The organism is Pseudaeromonas sp. HNCC25DJ180 (assembly GCF_055413345.1).
The window spans coordinates 99681-124735 of record NZ_JBVAYF010000009.1; the positions used below are offsets into that span (position 1 = coordinate 99681).

General features: G+C 56.7%; 22 protein-coding genes and 1 tRNA gene. 7 read left to right on the plus strand and 16 right to left on the minus strand.

Features of this window, described 5'->3' with window-relative positions:
• Positions 1-54: 54 nt before the first annotated feature.
• The 3 genes from lolE to ACZYTD_RS09885 are packed head-to-tail and all read right to left on the minus strand — an operon-like array spanning position 55 to position 3237.
• Positions 55-1314, minus strand: a complete 1260-nt coding sequence (lolE, locus tag ACZYTD_RS09875; protein ID WP_463891662.1) for a lipoprotein-releasing ABC transporter permease subunit LolE — start codon at positions 1312-1314, stop codon at positions 55-57.
• Complete coding sequence (lolD, locus tag ACZYTD_RS09880; RefSeq protein WP_463891664.1) at positions 1314-2000, minus strand: lipoprotein-releasing ABC transporter ATP-binding protein LolD; 687 nt, start codon at positions 1998-2000, stop codon at positions 1314-1316. Before lolD ends, lolE begins: the two co-directional genes overlap by 1 nt.
• Positions 1993-3237 carry a lipoprotein-releasing ABC transporter permease subunit gene (locus ACZYTD_RS09885; RefSeq protein WP_463891666.1) on the minus strand — a complete coding sequence of 415 codons (1245 nt, stop codon included), beginning with the start codon at positions 3235-3237 and terminating at the stop codon, positions 1993-1995. Before ACZYTD_RS09885 ends, lolD begins: the two co-directional genes overlap by 8 nt.
• Positions 3238-3318: 81 nt before the next feature.
• Between ACZYTD_RS09885 and ACZYTD_RS09890 the strand changes: the two genes are divergently transcribed.
• From ACZYTD_RS09890 to ACZYTD_RS09905, 4 genes are all read left to right on the plus strand, one after another.
• Positions 3319-3888 carry a PilZ domain-containing protein gene (locus ACZYTD_RS09890; protein ID WP_463891668.1) on the plus strand — a complete coding sequence of 190 codons (570 nt, stop codon included), beginning with the start codon at positions 3319-3321 and terminating at the stop codon, positions 3886-3888.
• A gap of 6 nt (positions 3889-3894) precedes the next feature.
• A complete protein-coding gene (gene mfd, locus ACZYTD_RS09895) occupies positions 3895-7350 on the plus strand; it encodes a transcription-repair coupling factor (protein WP_463891670.1) in 3456 nt (1151 codons plus the stop codon).
• Between the two features lie 7 nt (positions 7351-7357).
• Positions 7358-8029, plus strand: a complete 672-nt coding sequence (locus tag ACZYTD_RS09900) for a CsiV family protein (RefSeq protein WP_463891672.1) — start codon at positions 7358-7360, stop codon at positions 8027-8029.
• A 115-nt stretch (positions 8030-8144) separates the two neighbouring features.
• A complete protein-coding gene (locus ACZYTD_RS09905; protein WP_463891674.1) occupies positions 8145-8606 on the plus strand; it encodes a DUF2919 family protein in 462 nt (153 codons plus the stop codon).
• A 70-nt stretch (positions 8607-8676) separates the two neighbouring features.
• Here the strand turns inward: ACZYTD_RS09905 and ACZYTD_RS09910 are convergent, their stop codons facing one another.
• The 8 genes from ACZYTD_RS09910 to ACZYTD_RS09945 all read right to left on the minus strand — a co-directional run bounded on the left by ACZYTD_RS09910 (position 8677) and on the right by ACZYTD_RS09945 (position 15288).
• Positions 8677-9990: an NAD(P)/FAD-dependent oxidoreductase gene (locus ACZYTD_RS09910; RefSeq protein WP_463891676.1), complete on the minus strand. Its 1314-nt coding sequence runs from the start codon at positions 9988-9990 to the stop codon at positions 8677-8679.
• A gap of 76 nt (positions 9991-10066) precedes the next feature.
• Positions 10067-10606, minus strand: a complete 540-nt coding sequence (ycfP, locus tag ACZYTD_RS09915; RefSeq protein ID WP_463891677.1) for an alpha/beta hydrolase YcfP — start codon at positions 10604-10606, stop codon at positions 10067-10069.
• Between the two features lie 183 nt (positions 10607-10789).
• Positions 10790-11632, minus strand: coding sequence for a DUF6279 family lipoprotein (locus ACZYTD_RS09920; RefSeq protein ID WP_463891678.1), 843 nt, complete (start codon positions 11630-11632; stop codon positions 10790-10792).
• The gene (locus ACZYTD_RS09925) at positions 11629-12450 is read right to left on the minus strand and encodes a phosphotransferase (RefSeq protein WP_463891680.1); all 822 of its coding nucleotides are present in this window, start codon (positions 12448-12450) and stop codon (positions 11629-11631) included. The genes ACZYTD_RS09920 and ACZYTD_RS09925 overlap by 4 nt, the downstream gene beginning before the upstream one ends.
• Positions 12444-13037 (minus strand): penicillin-binding protein activator LpoB, encoded by a 594-nt coding sequence (gene lpoB / locus ACZYTD_RS09930; RefSeq protein ID WP_463891821.1) that lies wholly within the window; start codon positions 13035-13037, stop codon positions 12444-12446. Before lpoB ends, ACZYTD_RS09925 begins: the two co-directional genes overlap by 7 nt.
• 12 nt (positions 13038-13049) lie before the next feature.
• A complete protein-coding gene (locus ACZYTD_RS09935; protein ID WP_463891681.1) occupies positions 13050-13448 on the minus strand; it encodes a YcfL family putative periplasmic lipoprotein in 399 nt (132 codons plus the stop codon).
• A gap of 38 nt (positions 13449-13486) precedes the next feature.
• The gene (locus ACZYTD_RS09940; RefSeq protein ID WP_463891683.1) at positions 13487-14938 is read right to left on the minus strand and encodes a COG3014 family protein; all 1452 of its coding nucleotides are present in this window, start codon (positions 14936-14938) and stop codon (positions 13487-13489) included.
• Positions 14938-15288: an HIT domain-containing protein gene (locus ACZYTD_RS09945; protein WP_463891684.1), complete on the minus strand. Its 351-nt coding sequence runs from the start codon at positions 15286-15288 to the stop codon at positions 14938-14940. Before ACZYTD_RS09945 ends, ACZYTD_RS09940 begins: the two co-directional genes overlap by 1 nt.
• A gap of 211 nt (positions 15289-15499) precedes the next feature.
• Between ACZYTD_RS09945 and ACZYTD_RS09950 the strand changes: the two genes are divergently transcribed.
• Entirely contained in the window at positions 15500-17506 is a 2007-nt protein-coding gene (locus tag ACZYTD_RS09950) for a methyl-accepting chemotaxis protein (RefSeq protein WP_463891686.1), read from the plus strand.
• 85 nt (positions 17507-17591) lie between these two features.
• Here ACZYTD_RS09950 and ACZYTD_RS09955 read toward each other — a convergent pair whose 3' ends face one another.
• Positions 17592-18467 (minus strand): 6-carboxytetrahydropterin synthase, encoded by an 876-nt coding sequence (locus tag ACZYTD_RS09955; protein WP_463891687.1) that lies wholly within the window; start codon positions 18465-18467, stop codon positions 17592-17594.
• Between the two features lie 76 nt (positions 18468-18543).
• Here ACZYTD_RS09955 and ACZYTD_RS09960 point away from each other — a divergent pair, with 76 nt between their 5' ends.
• Positions 18544-19890 (plus strand): dihydroorotase, encoded by a 1347-nt coding sequence (locus tag ACZYTD_RS09960; protein ID WP_463891689.1) that lies wholly within the window; start codon positions 18544-18546, stop codon positions 19888-19890.
• A 120-nt stretch (positions 19891-20010) separates the two neighbouring features.
• Positions 20011-20087 (plus strand) — tRNA-Pro (locus tag ACZYTD_RS09965).
• Positions 20088-20218: 131 nt separating this feature from the next.
• On the opposite strand, the gene ACZYTD_RS09970 is transcribed toward ACZYTD_RS09965, so the two are convergent.
• From ACZYTD_RS09970 to ACZYTD_RS09985, 4 genes are all read right to left on the minus strand, one after another.
• Positions 20219-20386 carry a hypothetical protein gene (locus tag ACZYTD_RS09970; RefSeq protein ID WP_463891691.1) on the minus strand — a complete coding sequence of 56 codons (168 nt, stop codon included), beginning with the start codon at positions 20384-20386 and terminating at the stop codon, positions 20219-20221.
• A 1362-nt stretch (positions 20387-21748) separates the two neighbouring features.
• The gene (locus ACZYTD_RS09975; RefSeq protein ID WP_463891693.1) at positions 21749-22396 is read right to left on the minus strand and encodes a hypothetical protein; all 648 of its coding nucleotides are present in this window, start codon (positions 22394-22396) and stop codon (positions 21749-21751) included.
• A 1312-nt stretch (positions 22397-23708) separates the two neighbouring features.
• Complete coding sequence (locus ACZYTD_RS09980) at positions 23709-24122, minus strand: hypothetical protein (protein WP_463891695.1); 414 nt, start codon at positions 24120-24122, stop codon at positions 23709-23711.
• Positions 24119-25012 (minus strand): LamG-like jellyroll fold domain-containing protein, encoded by an 894-nt coding sequence (locus ACZYTD_RS09985; RefSeq protein ID WP_463891697.1) that lies wholly within the window; start codon positions 25010-25012, stop codon positions 24119-24121. The genes ACZYTD_RS09980 and ACZYTD_RS09985 overlap by 4 nt, the downstream gene beginning before the upstream one ends.
• Positions 25013-25055 lie beyond the last annotated feature (43 nt).

A 25055-nucleotide genomic window follows, 5' to 3' on the forward strand; every position in this document is an offset into this window, starting at 1 on the left:
CCATAACGAGAACAGGGCCCGAGGGCCCTGTTCCTGTCTTGCCGTACCGAGTATCTAACGGCCTAGCTCACGAGCCGGTTGCAGGCCACTGGCGCGCCAAGCCGGATAGAGGGTGGCGAGCAGACTCATCAGGATGGCGGTGCCAGTGACTATGGCCACATCCAGCAGATGGAGTTCAGAGGGCAGAAAATCGATGAAGTAGATCTCCGGGTTCAAGAAGCGATGACCTATCAACGTCTCGATAGCGTGGATTGCCGGGGTGAGATAGTTGGAAAGCCCCGCCCCCAGCAGACCACCTATCACGGCACCAGCCAACCCGTTGATCACCCCCTGTACCATGAAGGTCAGACGAATTTGCCAGGCCCCGGCCCCCATAGTCTTCAAGATGGCAATGTCACCCCGCTTCTCGTTTACCGCCATCACCAGAGTCGAGACGATATTGAAGCAGGCCACGGCCACCACCATCAGCATCACCACATACATGACGGTACGCACTAGCTGGATATCCTGGTAGAGATAACCTTGGGAATTCTTCCAGCTACGCACATACATGCGATAGGGTAGCTTGTCTGCAGCTTCGAAGGCCTGAACTTGCGCCTGCATCAGATTGGTCACTTTGAAGCTGAAGCCCTGAACCTGATCCCCGATACCCAGCGCCTGCTGGGCATCGGCTAAGTGAATGAAACCCAGCATGCCATCCAACTGACCGCCAATCTCCATAAAGCCCACCACCTTGAAGCGTCGCTGCAGCGGGCTCTTCAGGGCAGAGGAGGCCGAAGCGGCATCCGCCACATCCGGCAACAACAGCGTGATGTTTTCACCCAGTTTCACCCCCAACTTGTCAGCAATGCTCTTGCCGAGGATGACACCGTTGCCACCGGGTTTAAGTTCCTCCAGACCCGCTCCTGTCATGTAACTATCGGCAGCTGAAATCTTGGTTTCGGCGGCGGGCAACACGGCACGCAATTGTACCGCCTTGAGCTTGTCACCCCGCTCCAACAGGCCATTGAGGCGAATAAGCGGGGCCACCGCTAGCACACCCGGTGTCTTGGCCATCTTCTGTGCAGCCTGCTGCCAACGGGGTATCTCCCCCTGCCCCGGCACTATCTCTGTTTCGGCATGCGGCACCACGGCCAACACCCGCGCCCTGAGCTCCCGCTCAAAGCCGTTCATGGCGGAGAGCCCCAGGATCAGAGCCATCACCCCCAGGGAGATGCCAATGATGGAGGCGGCGGAGATGAAGGAGACAAAACCGCTGCTACGGCGAGCCCGGCTGTAACGTAAACCCAAAAAAAACGCCAGAGGACGATACATCAACCCGCCTCCGCCACCAGACCATCCACCAGCGAGATACGGCGATGAAGCTTGGCCGCCAGCTCTCGATCATGGGTGACCACAATGAAGGCCGTCCCCATTACCAGATTGAGCTCGCACATCAGGCTATAGATGCTGGCCGCGCTCTTGTGGTCCAAGTTGCCAGTAGGCTCATCAGCCAGCACCAGTTTGGGCTCGTTGACCAGAGCCCGAGCTATCGCCACCCGCTGCCGCTCACCGCCTGAGAGCTCCGACGGTTTATGCTCCAGACGATGCCCCAAGCCAACCCGCTCCAGCATGGCGGCCGCCTTGCTGCTGGCCTGCTTCACCGGCATACCGGCAATCAACAGCGGCATGGCGGCATTTTCCAGGGCCGAGAACTCCCCCAGCAGATGGTGGAACTGATAGACAAAACCCAGCTCCCGATTACGAAATTGCGCCTGCACCCGATCCGACCAGGTGTGAATGTCATGGCCGGAAAAGTGCACAGTGCCCGAGCTGGGTGTGTCCAATGCCCCCAGCAAGTGCAGCAGGGTGCTCTTGCCCGAGCCGGAACTCCCCACCACCGCCAGCATCTCGCCGACACGCAACTCCAGATCCACTCCGCGTAACACGGGCGTTTCCAACTTGCCTTCACAGTAGATTTTTGTCAGCCCCTCACAGGACAACAGGAGAGTCTTATTCATAGCGTAATGCCTCGGCAGGACGGATCTGAGCGGCGCGGTAGGCCGGATAAAGAGTAGCCAGGAAGCTAATAAGCAGAGCCCCAAGCGTGATGATCAGGATCTGCTGCGGCTCGACTATGACAGGTAAACCGATACCCCCGGCAGCTATATAGAGATTGAGCCCCAGCAACTGCAATAGTGGGTTGATGAAATAGGCCAGCGCCAACCCCAGCAAGGTGCCGATGAGCGATCCCAGCAAGCCACTCCAGGCGCCCTGGACCATGAAGATGCGCAAGATAGCGCCATCATTCATGCCCATGGTGCGCAAGATGGCCACCTCGCCCTGCTTGTCCAGTACCACCATCACCAGAGCCGAGAGGATGTTGAACGCCGCCACCATGATGATTAGCACCAGCATCAAGCCCATGATGTGCTTCTCCATGGCCACAGCCCGGAACAGTTCGCCTCGATCCCGACGCCAATCCACCAGATGCAAGTCGGCAGCCTGCTCAGTCAGTGCACCAAGCTTGAGCGCATCGACTGCAAAGGCATCATCCAGCCACAGGCGTAGGCCACTGATGGTCCCAGCGGGGTAGCGCATCAGACGCCGGGCATCCTCCAGGTTGACGAACAACAGCTGCTCATCCACATCGGCGCCCACTTCGAAGGTGCCGGCTACGGTAAACAGCCGCTGGCTGGGCGTTCGCCCAAGAGGGGTATAACGACTCCCCTCACTGGCCAGGATCCGCACCTGATCTCCCGGCAACACATCCAGTTTACGTGCCAGCGCCGCCCCCAGTATCACCTTGAACTGACCCGGTTGCAGGGCCGCCAAACGATCCACCCCCATGCTGTTGCGCAGCAGATCCTGGGCCGGAAAAGAGTCAGGCTCGACCCCTTGCAACATGACGGCCGCTATCTGGCCCCGCCCCTGCACCATGGCTTCGTTCTGGATAATGGGAGCCACGGCCATCACATGAGGCAACTTGCTCAGCTGCGGAACCAGGGGGTGCCAAGCGGCAAGATGTTCATCCGTGCCGGTCACCAAGGCATGGGGTATCACCCCTAAGATACGATTCTTAAGCTGACCTTCGAAGCCATTCATCACTGAACTGACCAGGATGAGGGCCATGACACCGATGGCAATGCCGAAGGTTGAAAAGAGCGAGATAAATGAGGCAAATCGGTTTTCACCGCGCGCCCCCGCGTAGCGCAGGCCAATGGCCAGGCTCACAGGTTGAAAGATAGTGGATTTCACGCCAAACCCGAGCGTTGCTATTAAAGAGGGATAGCGGATAATAAATGTAAAGATGTTACGGCAACAAGGATAACTCTCTTTGTGAGTGAACAGTTTTTCAGTGTCGCCCATAGTTTCCCCATCAATGTGACGCCCCTGGCGTCAGACTATCCCCTGCCTAGCTTGGAACAACTGGAGCAGGAGATGCCTGAGCCGTTCCGCATCGCTGGCGCCATAGCCCATGTGGACATGAGCGCGGCCCGTCAGTTGCGCAACGTGGATGAGGAGCTGGGGGTGCTGGTTGAGGTGATCAACCAGCAGTCATTCAAGATCAATATGCTGCTAAGCTATTTGCTCTCCCAGTTGGATGACCCTGTCTGTCGGCACCACACCCTGAGTGTGGGGGGCAGCCAGTTGAGCTTTATCTCCTCCCTGCCACTACAGCCGGGTCAACTACTGCGCCTGAAGCTCTTCTTGCAAGAAGAGGCGGCGGCCATCTACTGCTATGGGCAGGTCAGCGAGATCGAAAGCCAGCCGACGGGCCCCTTGGTTCACGCCCATTATGTCGTTATTCGGGAAGCAGACCGGGAGGCGCTGGTGCGCGCCAGTCTGCATATTCAGTCACGTCAGCTCAAGCTTCGGGCTGAGCAAAGAGCCACTCAACCAAAGTAACCTCTCATGACTCCATTTTTTTCCCTGGCACCACTCATCAAAGCTGGCGCCCGCCAGACCCTGGGACAACTGGAGGGCAGTGCCCTCTCCCTGGCCGTAGCCGAACTGGTGACCGCCCATGACCACCCCGTGGTCCTGCTGGTCGCCGATACCCAGAGTGCCCTGCGCCTGGAGCAGGAGGTGCAGTTCCTGCTGCGCGAAGCCGGTCTTAAGGTGCTGCTGTTTCCCGACTGGGAGACCCTGCCCTACGACAGCTTCTCCCCCCATCAGGACATCATCTCCCAGCGGTTAGAGACCCTCTACCATCTGCCGCGCATGCAGCAGGGGTTACTGATCCTGCCCGTTGCCACCCTGATGCTGCGTACCCCGCCCCAGAGCTTTATCGAGCGCTTCAGCCTGCTGGTGAAACCCGGCGACAAGCTGGATCTGCTCGGCCTGCGCCGTCGCCTGGATCTGGCAGGCTATAACCTGGTGGAGCAGGTGCTGGAACATGGTGAGTATGCCGCGCGCGGCTCCCTGCTCGATCTCTTCCCCATGGGCTCGCGCACCCCTTACCGCATCGACTTCTTCGATGATGAGATCGAGACCATTCGCGCCTTCGATCCGGATAGCCAACGTTCCAGCGAGCCGGTGGCCGAGGTGCGGCTGCTGCCGGCCCATGAGTTTCCTACCGATAAGGAGGCCATCGAACTGTTCCGTCAGCGCTATCGGGAACGCTTCGAGATCAGCCGGGCCCCCGAGTGTATCTACCAGCAGGTGAGCAAGGGGCTGTGGCCCGCCGGCATCGAATACTATCTGCCACTGTTTTTCGAGCAGAGCAGCTCCCTGCTGGACTACCTGCCGGAGCAGAGCCTGTTGCTGACCCAAGGCGAGATCCATGAGGCAGGCCAGCTCTTCTGGCAAGATGTAGATCGCCGCTACGAAGAGCGGCGCCACGATATTCAGCGCCCCCTCTTGCCGCCATCCACCCTCTATCAACCCATCGAAACCCTGTTTGCCGGGCTCAAGGGCTACACCCAATTCACCCTGCAGAGCCTGCCCAGCGAAACCAAGGCCGGACGCCACAACCTGAATGTCCAGCGCCTGCCCGAGCTGACCATAGATGCCAGCCAAAGCGCGCCCTTGGCATTGCTGGAGCAGTTCCGCCAGAACTTTAGTGGTCGCATCCTGTTTTGCGTCGAATCAGAAGGGCGCCGGGAATCCCTGCGCGAGCTGTTGGCCCAAGTCAACCTGCACCCCGAGGAGTTTGACGCCCTCGGCGCGTTCATGGCGGCCAAACCCCCATTCGGTATTCTGGTCGCCCCGCTGGAGAAGGGCTTTATCTTGCCCGAACAGCAACTGGCCCTCATCTGCGAAGGGGAGCTACTGGGGCAGCGGGTGATCCAGCGGCGTCGCCGCGACAAGCAAAAAGCCTCCAGCAGCAACGACGCCATCATTCGCAACCTGGCCGAGCTGACCATAGGCCAGCCAGTCGTGCATCTGGATCATGGCGTCGGCCGCTACCTGGGGCTCCAGACCATAGACGCCGGCGGCATCACCACCGAATACCTGACCCTGGAGTATGCAGGCAACGACAAGCTCTACGTGCCCGTCACCGCCTTGCATCTCATCAGCCGCTACAGCGGCAGTGAAAACCCGCCCCTGCACAAATTGGGCAGCGAAAGCTGGAGCAAGGCGCGGCGCAAGGCCGCCGAGAAGGTGCGGGATGTGGCCGCCGAGCTGTTGAATGTCTACGCCAAGCGGGCCGCGCGCCCGGGTCTGGCCTTCCGCCATGACAAGCAGGCCTACGCCAACTTTGCCGCAGGTTTCCCCTTTGAAGAAACCCCGGATCAACTCAATGCCATCAATGCTGTGCTGGGTGACATGTGCCAAGCCAAGGCCATGGATCGCCTGGTATGCGGTGATGTGGGTTTTGGCAAGACGGAAGTGGCCATGCGCGCCGCCTTTGTGGCGGTTCACGGCGGCAAGCAGGTGGCGGTGCTAGTCCCCACCACCCTGCTGGCGCAGCAGCACTATGACAACTTCCGCGACCGCTTCGCCAACTGGCCCGTCAACATAGAGGTCATGAGCCGCTTCAAGAGCGCCAAGGAGCAAAAAGCGGCCCTGGGGCTGTTGGCCGAAGGCAAGCTCGACATCATCATAGGCACCCATAAGCTGCTGAGTGACGAGATGAAGTTTCAGGATCTGGGGCTACTGATCGTCGACGAGGAGCACAGATTTGGTGTGCGCCAGAAAGAGAAGATCAAGGCGCTACGCGCCGATGTGGACATTCTCACCCTGACCGCCACCCCCATACCCCGCACGCTGAACATGGCCATGTCCGGCATGCGCGATCTCTCCATCATAGCCACCCCCCCGGCCAAGCGACTGGCTATCAAGACCTTCGTGCGCGAATATGACAAGGCGGTGATCCGCGAGGCGATCCTGCGGGAACTCAAGCGGGGCGGTCAGGTTTACTACCTGCACAACAATGTCGAGAGCATAGAGAAGTGCGCAGAAGAGCTGGCCACCCTGGTACCCGAGGCACGCCCCTGCGTGGCCCACGGCCAGATGCGTGAGCGGGAGTTGGAGCGAGTGATGAGTGACTTCTACCATCAACGCTACAACCTCCTCATCTGTACCACCATAATCGAAACCGGGATCGACGTCCCCTCGGCCAATACCATTATCATGGATCGAGCCGATAATCTGGGCCTGGCCCAACTACACCAGTTGCGGGGCCGGGTCGGCCGTTCGCACCACCAGGCCTATGCCTACCTGCTGACACCGCATCCCAAGCAGATGACCAAGGATGCCATCAAGCGTCTGGAAGCTATCGAATCCCTAGAGGAGCTGGGGGCCGGCTTTGTGCTGGCCACGCACGACCTGGAGATCCGCGGAGCCGGCGAGTTGCTGGGCGATGAACAGAGCGGCCAGATCGAATCAGTGGGCTTCACCCTCTACATGGAGATGCTGGAGCAGGCAGTCAAGGCATTGCGGGAAGGACGCGAGCCTTCGCTGGATCAACTGCTGGCCGATCACACCGACATTGAACTAAGGTTGCCAACGCTGCTGCCAGATGACTACATCCCCGATGTCAACATGCGGCTCTCCATCTATAAACGGATCGCCAGTACCGCCGATGCCGATGAACTGGAAGATCTGCGCATCGAGCTGGTGGATCGCTTCGGCCTGTTGCCCAAACCGGCGCAAAATCTGTTACATGTGGCGGGTTTGCGCCAACAAGCCACCCCCTTGGGGATCAAGCGCATTGAGGTCAGTGAGCGAGCTGGCTATATTGACTTCGCCGAACAGACCCGTGTCAGTCCGACTTACCTGGTTGGATTGTTGCAGAGTCAGCCACGCATCTACCGCATGGACGGCCCCACGCGCCTACGCTTTCAGATCCCGAGCTGTGATGGTGATGCCCGCCTCCAGTTAGTGGGATCCTTGCTTGGCGAATTGACCGCCCATCAACTTTAAGGAGCCTATGTTGAAACCGATTATTGGCCTGCTCTTGGCACTGCTCTGGGGCCTGCCTGCCCAGGCCGCCGACCCTGTGTATGAAGTGGAGATGATTGTCTTCGCCCACACCTTCGATCCCGCCAGCAACGGTGGCGAAGATGCCAGCCTCTCGACCCACAGACCCGCACTCGATAGCGGCTTCAGTCTGGATATGTTGGGTGGCCTGCCGCTGGATAACCTGCAATTAGGCAACACAGTCGCTCGCCTGAAAGCCGATCCGGGTTATCAGGTACTGCTGCATCAAGCCTGGCGCCAACCTGTGGGCACCTCGGCAAACGCCCCCTGGCTGCGGGTGACCGCCGGCAGCATCCAGAGCGAGGGTGAGAGCCTGCCCGAGCTGGATGGCCTGGTACGCCTCTATCGCACCCCTTATCTCTTCATGGAAACCGATCTACTGTTGCGGCGCATGGGCATCAGCAAAAAAGGGGCGGGCGTTATCAAGCCCTTAAACAGTGAGAGCCAGTATGCTGGCAGCACCCCGAATAGTGACGCCCAAACCCCAACCACAGCGACGGCAACGCCTGTGCTTAAGGAGATCCCCTTTCTCGGCAGCAATCGCCTCATGGAGGGACAACTGGTCTACTTTGATGGCCCAGTGCTGAGTGTCCTGGTTCAGGCTAAACCGATCAAAGGCTAATGGCGCCCCGGTAGCCACCACTCAGTGGCTACCGGCGCTTTAGGCAACACGGCCTATTCCCTCTCCCGCGAAATCTGCTATGGTCTCGCCACGCCTTTACACTCAGCTCTCTTTTATGCATAGCTCACTCCCCCCTTTGGATCTCAACGGCGAACACCATCTGCCCTGGTCGCTGCATCTGTGCCTGCTGGCCCTGATGCGCAGCTATCTCCTGCTGTTGCTCGCCCTGGCTAGTCAGCAGCAGAGTGCTACGCTGCTGGAGCTCTTCTACCCTGACCCCCATCAGCTCTACTGGGGTCTGGCCCTGGGGACGCCCGCCGCCCTCTGCTGGCTGGCAAGCGCCTATCGCCAGCGCCCAGGGCACCCTATCTACCACAGAGTGTGGCGCTTAGGTCGCCCGCTATGCCTGCTTTCGGCGCTGGGTGAGCTGTGGTTGCAGTTACACATAGTCGAGCAGCATGGTTGGCAATTTAGCTGGCCCCAAGCTGCGGCCTTGGGTCTGGGGATCTGGAGTCTAAGTTATCTGCTGCTGGCATCAGGCCTCAAGCAGGCCTTTATCACCCCCCTCACCGACTAGCACGGCTAGCCAGATAACGCCCATAAAAAAACCGCCAAATTTGGCGGTTTTTTGTTAGCGCAATGGCAGATCAGTGCAGTTTGAGACGGGGGCGCAGGATACGGTTGATCTGCCCCACCAACATCATGAGGCCAGTCTTGATATAACCGTGCAGCGCCACTTGGTGCATCCGGTACAAGGAGACATAGACGAAACGAGCGATACGTCCCTCGACCATCATGGAGCCGCGCATCAGGTTACCCATCAGGCTACCGACCGTACTGAAACGGCTCATGGAAACCAAAGAGCCATAATCCATGTAGCTGTAGGGCTTGAGCTCCTTACCTTGCATCATGGCCAAGATGTTCGCCAGGGCACGATCGGCCATCTGGTGCGCAGATTGGGCTCGGGGCGGTACCTGCTTGCCATCGGCCAAGGTACAGGCGGCACAATCACCAATCACGAAGATATGCTCATCGCGGGTGGATTGCAGCGTCGGCTTAACCACCAGTTGGTTGATGCGGTTGGTTTCCAGCCCCCCGATCTCCTTCATGAAATCAGGTGCCTTGATCCCCGCCGCCCAGACCATGAGATCGGCCTCGATCAACTCGCCATCCTTGGTCTTGAGCCCCTCGGGGGTGGCTTCGCTGACGAAGGTAGCCGTGCGCACATCGACACCCAACTGGCTCAATTCATGATGCGCGGCGGAGGAGATACGCTCCGGCAGAGCCGGCAGAATACGTGGCCCCGCTTCAACCACTGTCACCTTCAGGCTGTCTCGGGAAAGGTTCTTATAACCATAGGCAGCCAGCTCTTCCACCGCATTGTATAGCTCGGCAGAAAGCTCAACCCCGGTGGCACCGGCGCCGACTATGGCAATCTTCACCTTGTCGGTGAGTTGGCAATCGGCATCGCCCGGCTTGCAGTCAGAGGCAAACCGCAAGAAACGGTTCATCAACAAGCTGTGGAAACGGAAAGCCTGATCCGGACTATCCAGAAAAATACAGTTATCACGCACACCTGGGGTGTTGAAGTCATTGGAAACGGAGCCTATGGCCATCACCAGGTAGTCATAGGCCACTTCTCGCTCACCCAGTACCACTTCACCCTTCTCACCATGGATAGGAGCAAGAACGATACGCTTCTCTTCACGCTTGATGTCAGTCAGAGAGCCTAACTGGAATTCAAAACCATGATTGCGGGCATGGGACTGGTAGCTCAACGCATCGATCCCGGCATCCAGGGAACCAGCCGCCACTTCGTGCAGCAGAGGTTTCCACAAGTGAGTGCGGTTACGATCAACCAGGGTGATCTGCGCCTTACCAGAGCGCCCCAGCTTGCGACCCAATTTTGTGGCCAACTCCAGGCCACCGGCGCCACCGCCGACAACAACAATCTTGGTCATCAATACCTTCCATCCATAAAAACAAAGGGAGCCTCACTAAAGCTCCCTGGAAACTCAAGCAGAATGCGTAATCAAATCAGGCAAGCTTGAAAGCCTTGATCGCCTGCAGATGGGCCGAGATATTTTTGAACTTATGCGTCTCGCGCTCATCCCAAACGATGTTGTAATAATCTTTCAGCTCGCGGGCTGTTTCCTCATTATCTATCACTTCGTCGTGAACAGAAAGGATGCAAAAACATTTTCCTGCATTTTTTTTACGAAATTCGGTTACACATTTGGTAGTGATATCTGTGTACTCTTCGGGGCGTTCAATCTTGCCCACCATGTTGATCTCAGGGTGCAGGTTAGGATTGAACATCACCTGTTTGATACCGCAGAGAAAGCCAATCCGCTCGCTCCAGTAAGCCCCCAGGCCCACGCCACAGATGAGCGGGTTGGGATCATTGCTCATGGCCAACTGCTTGTGGACCTCTTTAAGCAGATGACTCATGTCGTGTCGCGGATGCACTGTGCTGTAATGCACAAAGCGGATATCATCGTCGATAAACTGCAGTTGCAACACCTTCTCATGGTTACCCGGACTGGTGGCATCAAAACCGTGTAAGTAAATGATCATTCTGTTCCCTCACTCCTCATAGTCCCGGTACTGTCACATCACAGTGTGACATCAGTACCTATGACATCAATGCATTACGCTACGCATTATCCCCTCATAACTAGCATGGGAACCGCGCATGAGCAAACGCGAGCACCGAATAATCCCGCAGTTCGCGACTGCCACCGCGGATCCTCGCCTAACTCAGCGTCGGGTTAACGCCTCCAGATCTGAAGCCAACTCACTGAGTTTTCCCCGCAGATAGCTGCGTTGATCCTCAGTCAGCGAGGCGGAGAGCTTACTAAACCACTGAATGGAAAGGCGCCGTGATTCATCCACATACTGGGCAAAACGCCCATTACCCAGATCGCGCCCCTTGACCAGCACCTGAACCATCTCGGGTTCAAAGGCCGGAGTTCCACGCGCCTGCAGGGTCTTATCCAACGAGAGTAACCAGACATCTTGGTAATCCAACCAATTGGGATAATAACGCTGCTGCCAATCGGCCCAGGTCTGGATCAGCGGCTGCTGAACTGGGTCAACTTCACCCAGCCAATCACGCATGTTCTTCTCCAGCTTCCGCACAAAGTCCTTGTGAACCTCGGTGGCTCCCTCCTTACTCCACTCCTCACGCAGCTTCTGCTGCTTTTCTCGGCGCTCAACCATGAAACTGGCCACCTGCTCGTCACTCAAGGTGGCAGCAAAGTGATTAGCGGGTTGCCGCAATCCTTCGGCTAACTCGCGCAGCAACCCCTCGAACACCTGCATGTGATGTTCCACTTCGCTTTCACTCATGGGACGACGCAGATCGAAACTCAAGGCGCGCAAGGCCGCGACATAGCGAGGTAAGGCGGCCTGACGGTGCCACTGCAGCAACGTCTGGACTTCCTGATCTAGCAGCCGAGATTGCTGGCGACTCAAGGAGAAGTAGTCATCCATTTTCCAGGCAATGGCCCAATCCAGCCAGTTATAGAGCAGCCGTACGGCACAACCACTCAACAGCAGAGGGATCAACAAGCAGAGCCACGACCAGCGCCAACGTTTCATGATTGCTCTCCTGCTAAAACCGTCAACCGATTGAGTTGTTGCACGAACAACTCATGATGATACGGCTGATTGCTCGCTTCCCAATAGACATTGGCCCACAGGGCCGTCGTTAAATCGACAATCGGCAACATGGCCGCTATCCGCGCCTGAGAGCACTCACCCCCAGCCGCCTGATAGTGCTGCAACAAAGTTGCAGTTTGTGCACTGTTCAAACAAAAATTCCGCACCACACCGGCCAGTTCAAAGCCAGGATCTCCCACCGCCGCATATTCCCAATCCACGACCCAAGGGCGCTCCCCAAGCAGGTTGCCCGGATGGAGATCGTTATGACAAAACACCTGCCGTACCGGTGGCAATGCCTGTAAGCGCTGCACAGCCGCCGCAAACCATCGGGTCAGCCGCGGGTCCCGATGGCAGATCCGTGCCAGGTAAAAGCGCAGATGCGCGACCAAATCCAACGTAAAAGCCGGAACCGTCATGGCGTGTATGGTGCCGAGTAAACGTCCAAGTTGAGCCAAACCTGGCGGTGACTGCCACTCGGTCACCGTTTGCGGCCCACCGATAACCCAGTCGCAAATCAGCAGGTTCTGCTCGGTATCCGCAAAACGGATGGCCGGCGATAGCCCCTGCTCGGTCGCCAGACGCAGCAACTGTAACTCCCGGTGACGATCTATCCCCAAGCGGACGCTATAAGGCGTGCCAACCCGTAGGAAACAGGTATCACCAGGTAACTCAAGGCGAAACGCCTGATTGGTTAATCCCTCATTCAGTGGGATAGGAACCCCCGCCTGAAAGGGTGCAGGTAGCCCCTTTACCATCCCAGCGTCTTTTTCGTACTTTGTTTACGGATCTCCTGCTGATCGGCCCACACTAATTCGCCACTTTGCAGATCCATCAAGTTCATGGTTAGCTGATAGAAGACATCCTTCACCTTGCCATTATCCTTCACTATGCTGGCCAAATTGCCGTAGAGCATGTATTGGGCACCGGTCTGCTTACCCAATCGCACCATGGCGGCAGGATCCACCATGCCACTCTGCTGCTGATACTCCAACTGCTCCTTGACACTCTGTACCTTGCTCATATCCACGAAGCGATACTTACCCGACCGCAGCAATTGGGTGCGCATGGTATCGGTCAACGCTTCGGTATCTATGTGCTCGGAGCTTTTATTGCGGATCGAGTCAACAAACAGTACGGGGCGGCCTTTGGCGCCAATCTCACTGCTAGCCGAACTGTCGATGAGGGATTGCACCATCTTATTCGATAGGGTCTGCAGATCAGTTGAACCGTAATCCACAGTCACGGTCTCGGTCTCCTTGGCATCACCATAGGTCACCTCGGTCGAACAACCGGAGGCCAACAAGGCGGTCATGACCATGGCTAACAGCGAATATCTCTTCATCTTCATGGTTACTTAATCCTTTACCACATCACGGAGGGAAAAACGGAAGGTGGTCGCAGAGGGTAACAGGGCCACCGCCTGGATCACCTTCTGCTCTCCTCCATGTAACACCAGAGGCTGCCAATGGCCACTATCTGGCTCCACGGGCATACCCGTCTCATCAAACCAGTCCACCCTATATTGCAGGGTCTGATCGTAGGCAATATGGCTCTTCATATTCACTGCCAGCTGTAACCTATCCTGCTTGCGAACCTGTTGCTGCAAGGAGAGCGTCACCCGGCGAGCCATGCCCTCATTGTCTACCTGTAGGCTAGACTGAGCTGTCTCCCCCCCTTGCAAGGCGATACCGCTGGTTGAGGCACAAGCACTCAAGATGGCTAACGTTAAGAAAAGACAGCAGATCCTGATCATTGGTTCCCACCTTGCGAATAATTTGTCGAAGAACAAGCTCACGATAACGGTTTTATCACAGTCGTGACGTTCGCCCCCTGTTGCTGTACCCACACCAGAGTGATCTGGCCCGCCGTGACGGGTACGCTCAACTGAACAGGCGAACCCGAACCTAACGCCAACGCATGTTGACCTGGCGCCACCTCGGCTCGCCACACGCCAACACTCTGCGGCAACGTCGACCAGGCTCGGGTATCTGCGTGCTCGGAAAGCGTGTTATAGATACCCACCAAGATATTACCCAGATCACCTCCCCCCTTGGCCGCCTCCCGTCGCACGCTCTCCTTGGCGGCCAACCGTAGCAACTGCCGCGTCAACACACCAGGCAGTCGCTCCTGGAGCGAATGGGCGGCCAAGGCGTGCATGGACATCAAGGCGTGAGTCTGTTGATGCTCACCATCCACCACCAGCCCCAGAGGCAAAAATTGCGCTGGTGGGCCACTATACCAAGGTAACGCCAGAGTAAAGGTACGAAACTCTCCTTGCGAGGTTGCTATGGGTAACGGCAGGAAAAACTCCGACATGGGGGTCAACAACCCCTGCTCTAACAGCAGCACAATCTGGCCTGACTTGGCGTTTGCCGCTCGCCCCGTCGAAGGGGATGTCGGCATGGCAAACTGCTTGGCATAGGCAGCATGCTGCGCCTGCAAGCCCATCCGCGCCGTGATCCGTAACAAATCTTTTTGCAACACCAGGCTATCCGGGGTCAGTTCAAAAGCACGGCGGTAATCCACATAGGCGTCATTTAATCCACCGGTTGCCTCATAGAGCAGAGCCGAGAGATAGAAGGTATAGCCACTTTGGACCTTCCCCTTAAACGCTCCTTCAGGGCCGGTCATTTCAGGCAGCCCTCGTTCGGCCAACGCCAGAGCGTCACCCAAGCCTTGTACCTGCGCCTCCTCTCTGGCTTGCTGCAACTCACTATCACGTCGAACCAGTGCTTTCTCCTGCACCTGATTGGCCAGCCGGATCTCGACCAAGGCATCCTGGGTCTTATTCTGAAACAGATAGTTCAGGGCTTGATAATGATGCAACAACGCCTGCTCATAGTCTGGAGCCACATAGCCGATGGCCTGATCATTACTGAGCAAAGCCCCCGCCTGCTGCAGCCCTCGACTCAGTCGGTACTCGGCCTGGGCATCGAGCCAGGCCTGTTGCTGAACCGCCAGATCCAATGCCTTCTGGCTGGCGGCCCAATTCTGGCTCAAGAAGGCGATGCGCCCTTGCTCCAGTCGATCCAGCAGATAGTTGTTATCCGCCGGAGTGGAGTCGGGGATTTGAGCCAATGCTTCTTGCCAGTGAGCCAACTGTAACTGCAACCTGACTGGCTGCATTCGCTGGCTGTAGGTGACAAACAAGTCGGTCATCGTCATACCCACGCAACCAGCAAGCGTAACACTCAACACCATGACCGCCGCAAAGCGGCAACGGGCTAGAGGAGGCAGGCTCATTATTCGGCAAGCAAGCCCCCTAATGGACGGCCTCCTAGCAAATGCATATGTAAGTGATAAACTTCCTGGCCGCCGTCACGGTTGCAATTGACCACCAGACGATAGCCATTCTCGGCGATCCCCTCCTCCTGCGCCAACTTGCGCGCTACCGTGAAGAGTCGCCCCAGCGCCAATTCATCGGCGTCGGTCACATCATTGACGGTCGGGATCAGTCGATTTGGGACGATCAGAATGTGAGTCGGTGCCTTGGGGGCAATATCGCGAAAAGCACTCACCAACTCATCTTGGTACAGAAGCTGGGCAGGGATCTCCTGGCGGATGATTTTGCTGAAAATGGTCTCTGCTGACATGGGCAACTCCTTTAATTGTCTATATTTATTATGCATACACGCTGTGTATTACCACCAACTAGCTATAGTAAATGGCAACTGTGATACAGCTCAGGCTTTATCGGGCCAAGATTAATAATTACTTAATTATTGAGCCATTTTTACCGATGATACATCAGTTACCAGACGTTATGCTTTCCTTGGAGCAGCAGTCAACATGGCGGGACTAACAATGAAAATCAAATTATCCGACCTCTCCATCCTTCACCGGGTCTATCTTGGCTTTGCCGTACTCATCGGCGTGTTGATCGGAGGCTCCTATTTTAACTATGCCAATCAGAATGAACTCAACAATGCCCTGACCTCAGTCACCGAAGAAGCCTCACCCATAGTCCTATTGGCTAACAAGCTCGAAGTGAGCCTGCTCTCCACCAATAAACGCTTGACCGATGTGCTCTCCGAAAAGGATCCCGTAGCACTGGATGGCTTAGCCAAGGAGCTAGAAACTTCACGCATCCTCTTCAAACAAGCCATTGCCGAATTCAAAAAGCAGGCCAAGCACCAGACCCTGCTCACTGCCTATGTTGCCCCGCTGGAAAAGTCCTCTTCCGGCTACCTGCAAGATACCGATGGCCTCGCCACCAAGAAGGCTCAGGTGCTAGCCCTGCTGGCCCAGACCAACAAAGCCAAGAGTGAGTTCCAGACCTTCCTGCCCCTGTACAAGAGCACTCTGGAAGAGATGCAAGCCAAGACCGATGACAGCTATGTGCAGGGGCTGTTTCGCAGCGTACTGATCAAACAGTCCCCCATCGAAGTCAGCACGCTGGATGCCCTGAACCAAAGCAAGCCTAGCACCATCAGTGCCACCCTCACTCGCAACCGCAACTTGATCGCTGACCTGAACAAAGCCATCGCCGATCTCAAGATGGAAGACCCTAACCTGGAAAATAACGCGGGCCTCTATATCAAAAGCTTCCTGCTCAACACTACAGGCGAGAAAGGTTTGCTCTCCCGTTACTTGCAACTGGTAACCCAACAAGGGGAGCTGGAGAAGAAGGCCAAAGATGCCAACCAGCAGGTTAGCGACGTACAGGCGCAATTGGCCAAGGTACAGCAAGCCGCCCAAACGTTGATGGAGCAGAATATCGACAATGCCAACAACACGTTGGCAACAGGACGGATGCAACTGCTGGGCAGTGTGCTGATGGCCATCGTGTTTGCCATCACCATAGCCCTGCAGCTAGCCAAGAGCATCCGAACTCCCTTGCGCCAACTGATGAGCGTGTTAAATGCGGTAACCCAGGGCGATATGACTAGCCGGGTGCGCTACCAGAGCAGCAATGAATTTGGTCAGCTAGGCTCTCAAGTCAACATCCTGGTGGAGCAGATGGGTGATGTTCTGAAAAAACTCTCTCTGGCCGCCAGCCAACTCAACCATGCCGCCCACGATAATCGCACCACAGCCGAACGCTCACGCAAAGAGCTGGAACTGCAACGTCAGGAAACCGCCAGCGTGGCCGCCGCCATGACCGAGATGGAAGCCTCGGTACGCGAAGTGGCGCAAGCGGCTACCCAAACACTGGATCAGGTGTTAGCCGTCGAAAAGGCCTCCGAGGCCGGACGCAGCATAATGGCAACCAATATCTCCACCACCCACCAGTTGGCCAACAAACTCAATGAAACCGGCAAGGTGATTGGGGAAGTCAATAATATGAGTGGCAACATCGGCAACATTCTCGATGTGATCCGCAGCATAGCCGAACAAACCAACCTGCTGGCCCTCAACGCCGCCATTGAAGCCGCTCGAGCCGGCGATCATGGTCGAGGCTTTGCGGTCGTAGCCGATGAAGTTCGCACCCTGGCCCGTCGCACGGCCGACTCCACAGCCGAAATTCGCAACATGATCGAAGGGCTGCAACAAGCCGTACAGCGCGCCGTTCGCGTCATGCATGAGTGTAGTGGCGAGATGGAGTCCAGTGTGCAGCAAAGCTCCAATGCCAACGGTGCCATGGAAGAGATTCAGGCCATAGTCACCGCCATCAGCGACATGTCGAGCCAGATTGCAGCGGCCGCCGAGGAGCAACAAGCCACTAGCGCCGAAATCGCCGCCAACATCAACCGCATCTCCGAGATTTCCGACTCCAACTACGAAGGGATCCAGGAAGTGGCTAACACCAGCCATGTGCTTGATGAGTTAGCCCTGCAACAACAACAGCTGGTTAACCGTTTCCAACTCTGAGGCAATGTTCTGATCATAAAGAAGGGGAGCCATTGGCTCCCCTTCTTTATGCCTGACCGCCTGTGTGCGACACCCGACAAAGCGGTCAACTCTCGGCAATAGCACCCTTCCCAACCCCTTCATAAGCCACCACGCGCAGCGAGCGCCCCGCTAACTCAGGCTTGAGACAACGCGCTATGTAATCCGCCAATAGCTCCACCGTCGTATCGGTATCTATGAGCTCGCACTCACTCTTGGGAATAGCCAGATAAAACTGCCCCTGAGGGGCCTGGTAAGAGAAACCATAGTGCTGCTCACCTAACTGCCCCTGAGCCATCGAACTCAAGCGCAATGCAGACAACACCACGTTATCCTCTTGAGAGCCTAAATAGATGTCCGCCCAACGCTCGGCCCATTGCTGCTCCAGCAATCCATCGCGCACACCATCGACCCAGAGTTCAAGCATGGAGCGGTGACCATGGGCAATCCGCTGGCAATTACCATCGTGCTTCTTCAAGCCATGACTGTAGTGGTAAAAGGCGGTCGGGATCGCCTCGGGGCGCAACGTGATGCTGAGCCCGGCAATATTTTGCGGCAAGCGGTCACGGATGATGCCATGCAAATACTCCGTAACAGTTGTCGGAGTCACCTCAGTGGCGGGGATGAAACAAAAGGCCTGAGAAGGGGCATGCAGATGAATGCTGCGCTCGGGTCGTAGGAAGTCGACATAGTGATAGCCTGCTGAACTCTCAACCACTCGGGTAAGGGGAGTCAGCAGCGGCACCAAGAGTCGATGATCCACCTCGCCATCTATGATGGCCTTGAGACTCTTTTTCACCCGGGCAAAATCGAGCAACATGCTCATCTCGTTGAGCTCACCGGATAGCTCGATATCGACCAACCAGCTCTCGCCCACCATGCCCCGCTGGGTGCAGAGGTAGGAGGCATCAATTACGGTCAAGTCGCGTACAAACAGTTTCATTCTTTTACTGGCCCTCGGCTAGATAGGGTGGTTTGGGTATTATAGGCGGCAACCGTTATGAAGGAACCATCACCAAATGAACAACTTGCTCATCAAAAATGCCACGCTGGTCAACGAAGATACCATCTTTGCCGCCGATCTTCTGATCCGCGATGGACGCATCGAGACGATTGCCAAAGAGCTGAGCGCTACTGGCAATACTCGAGTGCTCGATGCCGAAGGGCGTTACCTGATCCCGGGCATGATTGATGACCAAGTCCACTTCCGGGAGCCAGGATTGACCCACAAGGGCACTCTCGCCAGTGAATCCCGGGCCGCCGTGGCTGGCGGCACCACCAGTTTCATGGAGATGCCCAACACCAACCCACAAACCACCACGCGGGAAGCCCTGGAAGCCAAGTTTCAACTGGCCAGCGAGCGCAGTCTGGCCAATTACAGCTTCTACTTTGGTGCCACCAACGATAACCTCGAAGAGATTAAACGGCTAGATGCCAATCAAACCTGTGGCATCAAGGTCTTCATGGGGGCCTCGACTGGCAACATGTTGGTAGACAACAGCGACACCCTGGCCGCTATCTTCCGCGAAAGCCCCATGCTGATCGCCACCCATTGCGAGAACACCCCCATGATCCAGACGCTGGAGCAGGCGGCACGCGCCCGCTTTGGTGACGAGGTGCCCGCCCGAGAGCATGCCCTGATCCGCAGTAGCGAGGCCTGTTATGCCAGCTCCTCGCTCGCCGTAGCGCTGGCGCGCAAGCATGGTGCCAAGCTACATGTACTGCATATCACCACAGCCAAGGAGCTGGAGCTGTTCACCGCCAGCCAGGATCTGAGTGAACTGCGCACCAAGCAGATCACCGCCGAAGCCTGTGTCCACCACCTCTACTTCGCCCAAGCGGATTACGATCGACTGGGCCACCAGATCAAGTGCAATCCAGCGGTGAAACTGGCCTCCGACCGCGCAGCCCTGCTGGCGGCGGTCAAGAGCGGTGTCATCGACATCATTGCCACCGACCATGCCCCTCACTCGTGGGACGAAAAACAGCAGCCCTATTTCCAAGCTCCCTCCGGCCTCCCCCTGTGTCAGCACGCCCTGCTCTCCTTGTTCGAGCACTATCACAATGGCGAACTGGATCTGACCACTATAGTCAAACGCACCTCTCATGCCGTCGCAGAACGTTATCAAATCCTGGATCGCGGCTATCTGCGCGAGGGCTACTTTGCCGATCTGGTGCTGCTGGATCTGGACCAGCCCACCCCTGTGACCAAGGAGAGCCTGCTCTACCAGTGTGGCTGGTCTCCGTTCGAAGGCCATACCTTCCCAAGCCGCATTCACACCACCCTGGTCAATGGCCACATTGCCTACCAGAATGGCCAACTATTTGCCGACAAATTAGGCGCCAGAGTAATGTTCAACCGTTGATTGCACAGATAATCGGCGAACGCACCAAAGTCGCAATTTAAGTGGTTGACAGGCAAGGGGCCGCCCCCTAGACTCTGCTCCCGTTGAGTGAGATTGCCTAGCGCAGTGTCACTCCACTCTCGGCGCGTAGCGCAGCCAGGTAGCGCACTGTCATGGGGTGTCAGGGGTCGGAGGTTCAAATCCTCTCGCGCCGACCATACAACCCTCGGAAAAGCCTCACTTTTTAGTGAGGCTTTTTTGTTTCTGCCATTCCCAGTGGGTAAAAGATGGGTAAAAGATGGGTAAAACTCGGGTAAAACCCGCCGAAGCGGGTCATGGATTGATGTGGTTACTGCTGCTCTTGCGCCGCCAGGCGGGAGGCAAGTAGCGCTTCGTCGCCGGGCATGTAGACGAAGCAGCCGTCCGGGGTGGTGATGGTGCAAATTGCCTCTGCCGGGGCAGGCTCGGATGCGCTGATAGAGCCGTCTTCGGCAGTGATTACGGGGGTGATGAACATGTTAAGCCTCCAACCAAACGTTATAGCCGATCAGGTTATATGTGTCGGCAACGTTACCCGCGTTCATCGAGAATGACACTCGCATATCCGCAGACGTGTTAATGTTTGCTGTAAAATCGTTACCTGGACCGACTGTCCCAGTGGATAGACCGTCCCCAGCATATTGCAACGCTGCAAGTCGTCCCACCAACCCCCTGAATCTCGCCGCTGACGCTAGTTGAATATCTAATCCGGTTGCAGTAGATGACGGTGTGACAGCACCGAAAAGAGAATCTGTCATGTTATTTGCGGTACCTACTCGGCACTGCAGGCTGGCAGTTGCGGTTGCGCCTACTTTTTTAGCTGTTACAAAAACCCTGAGTGACGAATGAGGGATTATCATCCCCGCTGGGATCAATGGATTTCCGCCCGGTATAGTGAACTGGGCTGCAGTTGTCGCAGACAGGACGGCCAATGGACTGGCGTAGTCTCCCCACTGCTGCTCGATAGTCACCCGCCCCTGCGCTGGCCGCCAGTACGTCCCATCGCAGATCCACTTCTGGTTTGCGTAGTCTGTAGCCTGTAGCTCAGTGCCAGCAGGCACAAGACCAACTGGAGGCCTGCCAGCCCAGGTAGTCCGAAACGGAAACTCGAACCGCCAGACGCCGTTGACGGCAGTGGCTATGTTGCCGCCATAGTCTGTAACCGCAAATGAGGTACCCGTTCTCAAACCTACCGCCGAGGGTAGGCCAGCCAGCGTTTTGGGTTTGAGGCGTGTCAGCAGCTTTGCTCCTTTGAGTATCATGACTACACCTCCCTCAGATTGACTGTCGCATCACGAAACGGCGACATAGCAAAGAAACCGACATCACCAGGTTCATTCTCTGCGTACTCCCCAGGGCCTAGCGGTTCATACGCGCCGCTATCTGTCGGGGCAACTGCGCTGACACACAGCTGCAGGGTTCCTGTCGTCAGGTGCCGGATCCCGATTGCTGTGCCAACGGCAACAGCACTACCCTTTGCCGTGCTGATGGCTGTGTAAAGGTTGACCCACTGACCGGCAGGCAGCTTTGTATTCGTGAGCGTGGGATTCCCCATTGCTTTCTCCTTGGCATAAAAAAACCGCCTTTCGGCGGTCATAGATGGTCTGGTATGGCTAGATGGTTATCTCAACTATCGGCAGGTCTGGTGCCTCGCCCTCGATGCGGCCTGCCCGGTGATAGGCCATGCGACCTACGTCGACACCTACACCAACAACGACCAGATGCCCCCCAGATAGTGTCTGCAGGGTTGATGACCCGGCGCTTGAATCGATGGATACAACCTTCCCTACCCCCCTAGGGTCTTGGGGTAACAGGGCTCTGAACTCTTTGAACAGATTCATCATGCCTCCAGCAAAACACGCTCAACTTCGATGGCTTGCCTGACCTTCAGCTTGTAGTCGCTGTCACGGCCAGCCGTGATTTTTACCCCATGGCTGTAACCATATCCGCTGGGCAGCGCAATGGTTTGCCCTGGGAGGATCAGGCCTGTGTCATCTGATAGCGGGAGCTCAAGACTATCCACTGAGCTAGGCATGGCGGAAATGATCACCCGAGCTCCCAAGGCTCTGGCGCCGATAGCATGGGTGATCAGCGGGTTGGTAACATCATCAACCAGAATATTCCCTGCCGTTCCATCTCTGCGGATGAAGGCAGTTATCCCCGCGTTACCGCCAGTCACCCACACCCCATTCGGTGCAACACGGTTATTCCGTTGCCGACCCATTGCCAACATGATGGCCTCCGGGATCTGGATATCAGCCTCAGTGATATCCCACGGGACATTTTTATAGCGTGGCAGCACCCGCAGCTTGTGGCTGGCCATGTCCGGCAAAACAAACCCGCCTGCCGCCTCAGCCAGTGTCTTGATAGCATCCAGTGGGGCCTGATTTTGATAGCTCCAGATCCCCCCGGGTATAAGCCAATCTGCAGCATCCCACTGCAACACCCACTGCTCGCCCAGTTCTGCCTGCGCTAATTGCTGGAGCATGGCAGGCGATGCAGCCGCATGGCTACGAGTCAACGCCAAAGAGCTCGATAGTTTTGCACTCAGACTTCGGCCAGTAATGGTTGCCGATGACTGATTGAATGATCGGTTATCACTCCAGCCATCAACTACACACCGCCAACTATGGCCATTAACCTCGATGATGGCCTCCTCCCCCTCCATGAGCTCGGCCAGCCGGACGCTTGGCACCGTTGCTGAAAACTGCCAGCTGGTTGAGTCTCTATCAACCTCAAGGCTGACAGATGAGGCAGGAATATCTAGACCATCCCGGGCCCTTATTAGCTGTGCCGAGTTGATCACGATGTAATACCTCCTGGTTGGGATGATGATAGCTGCTCGACCAGGGTCAAAATCCAGATCTGGCATCAGCCAATGTAGCACCCGCAGGTCAAGATTTACTGGTGTAGCTAACGGCGGGAGCGGCGGTACAGGAATATCGTGCCGGCCAGGGCCAGGCCTGATTGCCTGCTCAAATAGGCTATGGTTATCAATCTCCAGCCAGCGCCCCTTAACGATGCGCTGACGCAATAGCGACATGCTAACTATGGCCGGAACCTGCCATGACTCCTGCCGCTGGCGGTGCCGCCTTGGAAGCCGCGGGAAGAATGGAAGGACTGAGCCAGATCCAACGGGCGGCGCCTCAGCATGGAGCTCAGTGCGAGCCCGATGAGCTCTAGGTAGTGAGCGCCATGGCCACCATCCACCATTTATGAGTTCAGCGGCCTCTGCTGTTCGCTCTACTCTGGCGCGATCACTGCGTGGCAGGCTAGAGAAGCTCCCGATCGCCTGGCGTTCTATCCCTGCAGGGACCTGCCAACCTGAAATTTTCACCGGGTTGGTGCGGATACCTGCATCCCAAATGATCGGGGCACTCTCTGGGGCCTGCCTGGCCGCCGTTCGTAGCCAGCGACTCCCCCCGCAGCCTGCAGGATCGCGGTAGACATTGATGTCGTAACTACCACCAGCCAACCAAGCGGCTTCTCCTGTCTCAACAGTCACCTCAGCAGTAATGACCATATCACCACGGGCACTGGCAACTGGCTGGGGAGCGTGACCAGACATGCATCCTTCGATAACGACAGTGCCAGATATGCGTCCAGACGGATTATCCTGCGCGGCCAGCGAGGCGGGAATAACAACGTCCGCAGCTACCGCGGCCAATGATGCCTGCAGCTGAGCTGTCAAGGTTCCACGAACCAGCACATCATTCAGACTGGCGCCCAGGTCCAAATCTACCGGGCCTGGCGTCGCCGACCTCGATAGCCATAACTCCAGATCGGTCGGCTCAGCCATCTTATGCCCCGTGAATAGTGGCCCCAGTGATGCGCAAGTAAGCCCCTGCAATCAGCTCCAGGGTTGGCAGCTCAATTTCATAGCGAGTGCCAATTGTCGGCTGATCTTTTATGCCAACAGTCAGGTCACCAACAGTATTGCCATCACCATCAACTAGCCTGGCCCAGCCTACAGTTCCAGAACTGGTGACCATCTGCTCAGGAATGGAGGCCAATACCATGCTGCCAAACTCAATCGCGCTATAGCACGGGTCATGCAGGGGAAGAGCCACTAATAGTTGTTGAGTTGTTACCGCCCCAGCATCTGCCGGGGCCGCCCCGGTATAAATTCTCATGACTCCAGGAGATAGCGCCGCATCCAATCGCGCAGCATAAACAGCCAGTACAGCATTGCGGACTGGTATAGGTGTTTTCATGAGTAGACCTCTGGCTTACGCCTGTCAGCGGCTGCTGGGTTGTACTGATATGCTGGGTTATCCATTGCCATGATCAGGTACTCCCTACCCTGCCACAACAGATCAAACCGATAGGAACCATCGGCAGCACTGACCGTCTCTGCTACCGGATCCAGGCTGGGGCCAAAACAAACGACTCGCCGTCCAGCAACCGCCTCTGCGCGAGAGGTTATCGTCCCCCGGATAAAACCAAGGGTCAGCTTGGCATCTGCAGGAATGGCTTGCTCAGTTGCTCGCCATAGCAATGCCGGAGGCCGTGACGCCACGGTCTTTGTGGCTATCTCGCCCGGCCATGCCTGCTCGCGGGTTTCAGAGTTTGCCCACGCTATGGCAGCGGTAACGCAAGCCGGGGTAGGAGGAAGTTCGTCTCTATAGGCCTGACGGCTCGTTATCTCTTCCTGAGAAAGTGGGCGAGTGTATACAGCTACATGTGCCGTTACCGAGTTTGTATTGCTAGCCCCGCTGTACAGATACCCGCCCGGCATCAAGTACGCTGACGGCTGCGCGGTGAATACGTTACCTGTAACGTCCCACTCAGGCACTACATCCCCATCTATGTAGACCCGGGTAGTGCCCGTGGACTCCTCGTACTGCACGACATAGTGATGTGTGCTGCCCATCAGCGAGTCTACTGAGATGGGCAGTGCTGGCATGTTGACGCCGTTGTTTGCTAAAAAAAATCCCAGACCAGACCAGTAGACAATGATGTACCGCCCTACAGCACCGGAAAGTGGCTGATTTAGCCCTATAACGGCTCTCCAGGAACCCTCTGTGTGGAGCTTAAAAAACCCCTCTACGGCTACAGCCCCTGGCAGAGCTGTATTGGGGGTTTTAACATGCGCTGCATCCATGTCGCTGATCAGTAGCGCAGCAGGATACCGCTCTCCAGTAAGC

Coding starts and splice junctions, on each gene's coding strand:
- ACZYTD_RS09935 (WP_463891681.1), bottom strand. CDS start 13,448: ATGATCAGGATCTGCTGTCTTTTCTTAACGTTAGCCATCTTGAGTGCT.
- ACZYTD_RS09960 (WP_463891689.1), top strand. CDS start 18,544: ATGAACAACTTGCTCATCAAAAATGCCACGCTGGTCAACGAAGATACC.
- ACZYTD_RS09955 (WP_463891687.1), bottom strand. CDS start 18,467: ATGAAACTGTTTGTACGCGACTTGACCGTAATTGATGCCTCCTACCTC.
- ACZYTD_RS09920 (WP_463891678.1), bottom strand. CDS start 11,632: ATGAAACGTTGGCGCTGGTCGTGGCTCTGCTTGTTGATCCCTCTGCTG.
- lpoB (WP_463891821.1), bottom strand. CDS start 13,037: ATGAAGAGATATTCGCTGTTAGCCATGGTCATGACCGCCTTGTTGGCC.
- lolD (WP_463891664.1), bottom strand. CDS start 2,000: ATGAATAAGACTCTCCTGTTGTCCTGTGAGGGGCTGACAAAAATCTAC.
- ycfP (WP_463891677.1), bottom strand. CDS start 10,606: ATGATCATTTACTTACACGGTTTTGATGCCACCAGTCCGGGTAACCAT.
- ACZYTD_RS09910 (WP_463891676.1), bottom strand. CDS start 9,990: ATGACCAAGATTGTTGTTGTCGGCGGTGGCGCCGGTGGCCTGGAGTTG.
- ACZYTD_RS09900 (WP_463891672.1), top strand. CDS start 7,358: ATGTTGAAACCGATTATTGGCCTGCTCTTGGCACTGCTCTGGGGCCTG.
- ACZYTD_RS09980 (WP_463891695.1), bottom strand. CDS start 24,122: ATGAAAACACCTATACCAGTCCGCAATGCTGTACTGGCTGTTTATGCT.
- ACZYTD_RS09975 (WP_463891693.1), bottom strand. CDS start 22,396: ATGCTCCAGCAATTAGCGCAGGCAGAACTGGGCGAGCAGTGGGTGTTG.
- ACZYTD_RS09925 (WP_463891680.1), bottom strand. CDS start 12,450: ATGGTAAAGGGGCTACCTGCACCCTTTCAGGCGGGGGTTCCTATCCCA.
- ACZYTD_RS09970 (WP_463891691.1), bottom strand. CDS start 20,386: ATGTTCATCACCCCCGTAATCACTGCCGAAGACGGCTCTATCAGCGCA.
- ACZYTD_RS09945 (WP_463891684.1), bottom strand. CDS start 15,288: ATGTCAGCAGAGACCATTTTCAGCAAAATCATCCGCCAGGAGATCCCT.
- ACZYTD_RS09905 (WP_463891674.1), top strand. CDS start 8,145: ATGCATAGCTCACTCCCCCCTTTGGATCTCAACGGCGAACACCATCTG.
- mfd (WP_463891670.1), top strand. CDS start 3,895: ATGACTCCATTTTTTTCCCTGGCACCACTCATCAAAGCTGGCGCCCGC.
- ACZYTD_RS09950 (WP_463891686.1), top strand. CDS start 15,500: ATGAAAATCAAATTATCCGACCTCTCCATCCTTCACCGGGTCTATCTT.
- lolE (WP_463891662.1), bottom strand. CDS start 1,314: ATGTATCGTCCTCTGGCGTTTTTTTTGGGTTTACGTTACAGCCGGGCT.
- ACZYTD_RS09985 (WP_463891697.1), bottom strand. CDS start 25,012: ATGGATGCAGCGCATGTTAAAACCCCCAATACAGCTCTGCCAGGGGCT.
- ACZYTD_RS09940 (WP_463891683.1), bottom strand. CDS start 14,938: ATGAGCCTGCCTCCTCTAGCCCGTTGCCGCTTTGCGGCGGTCATGGTG.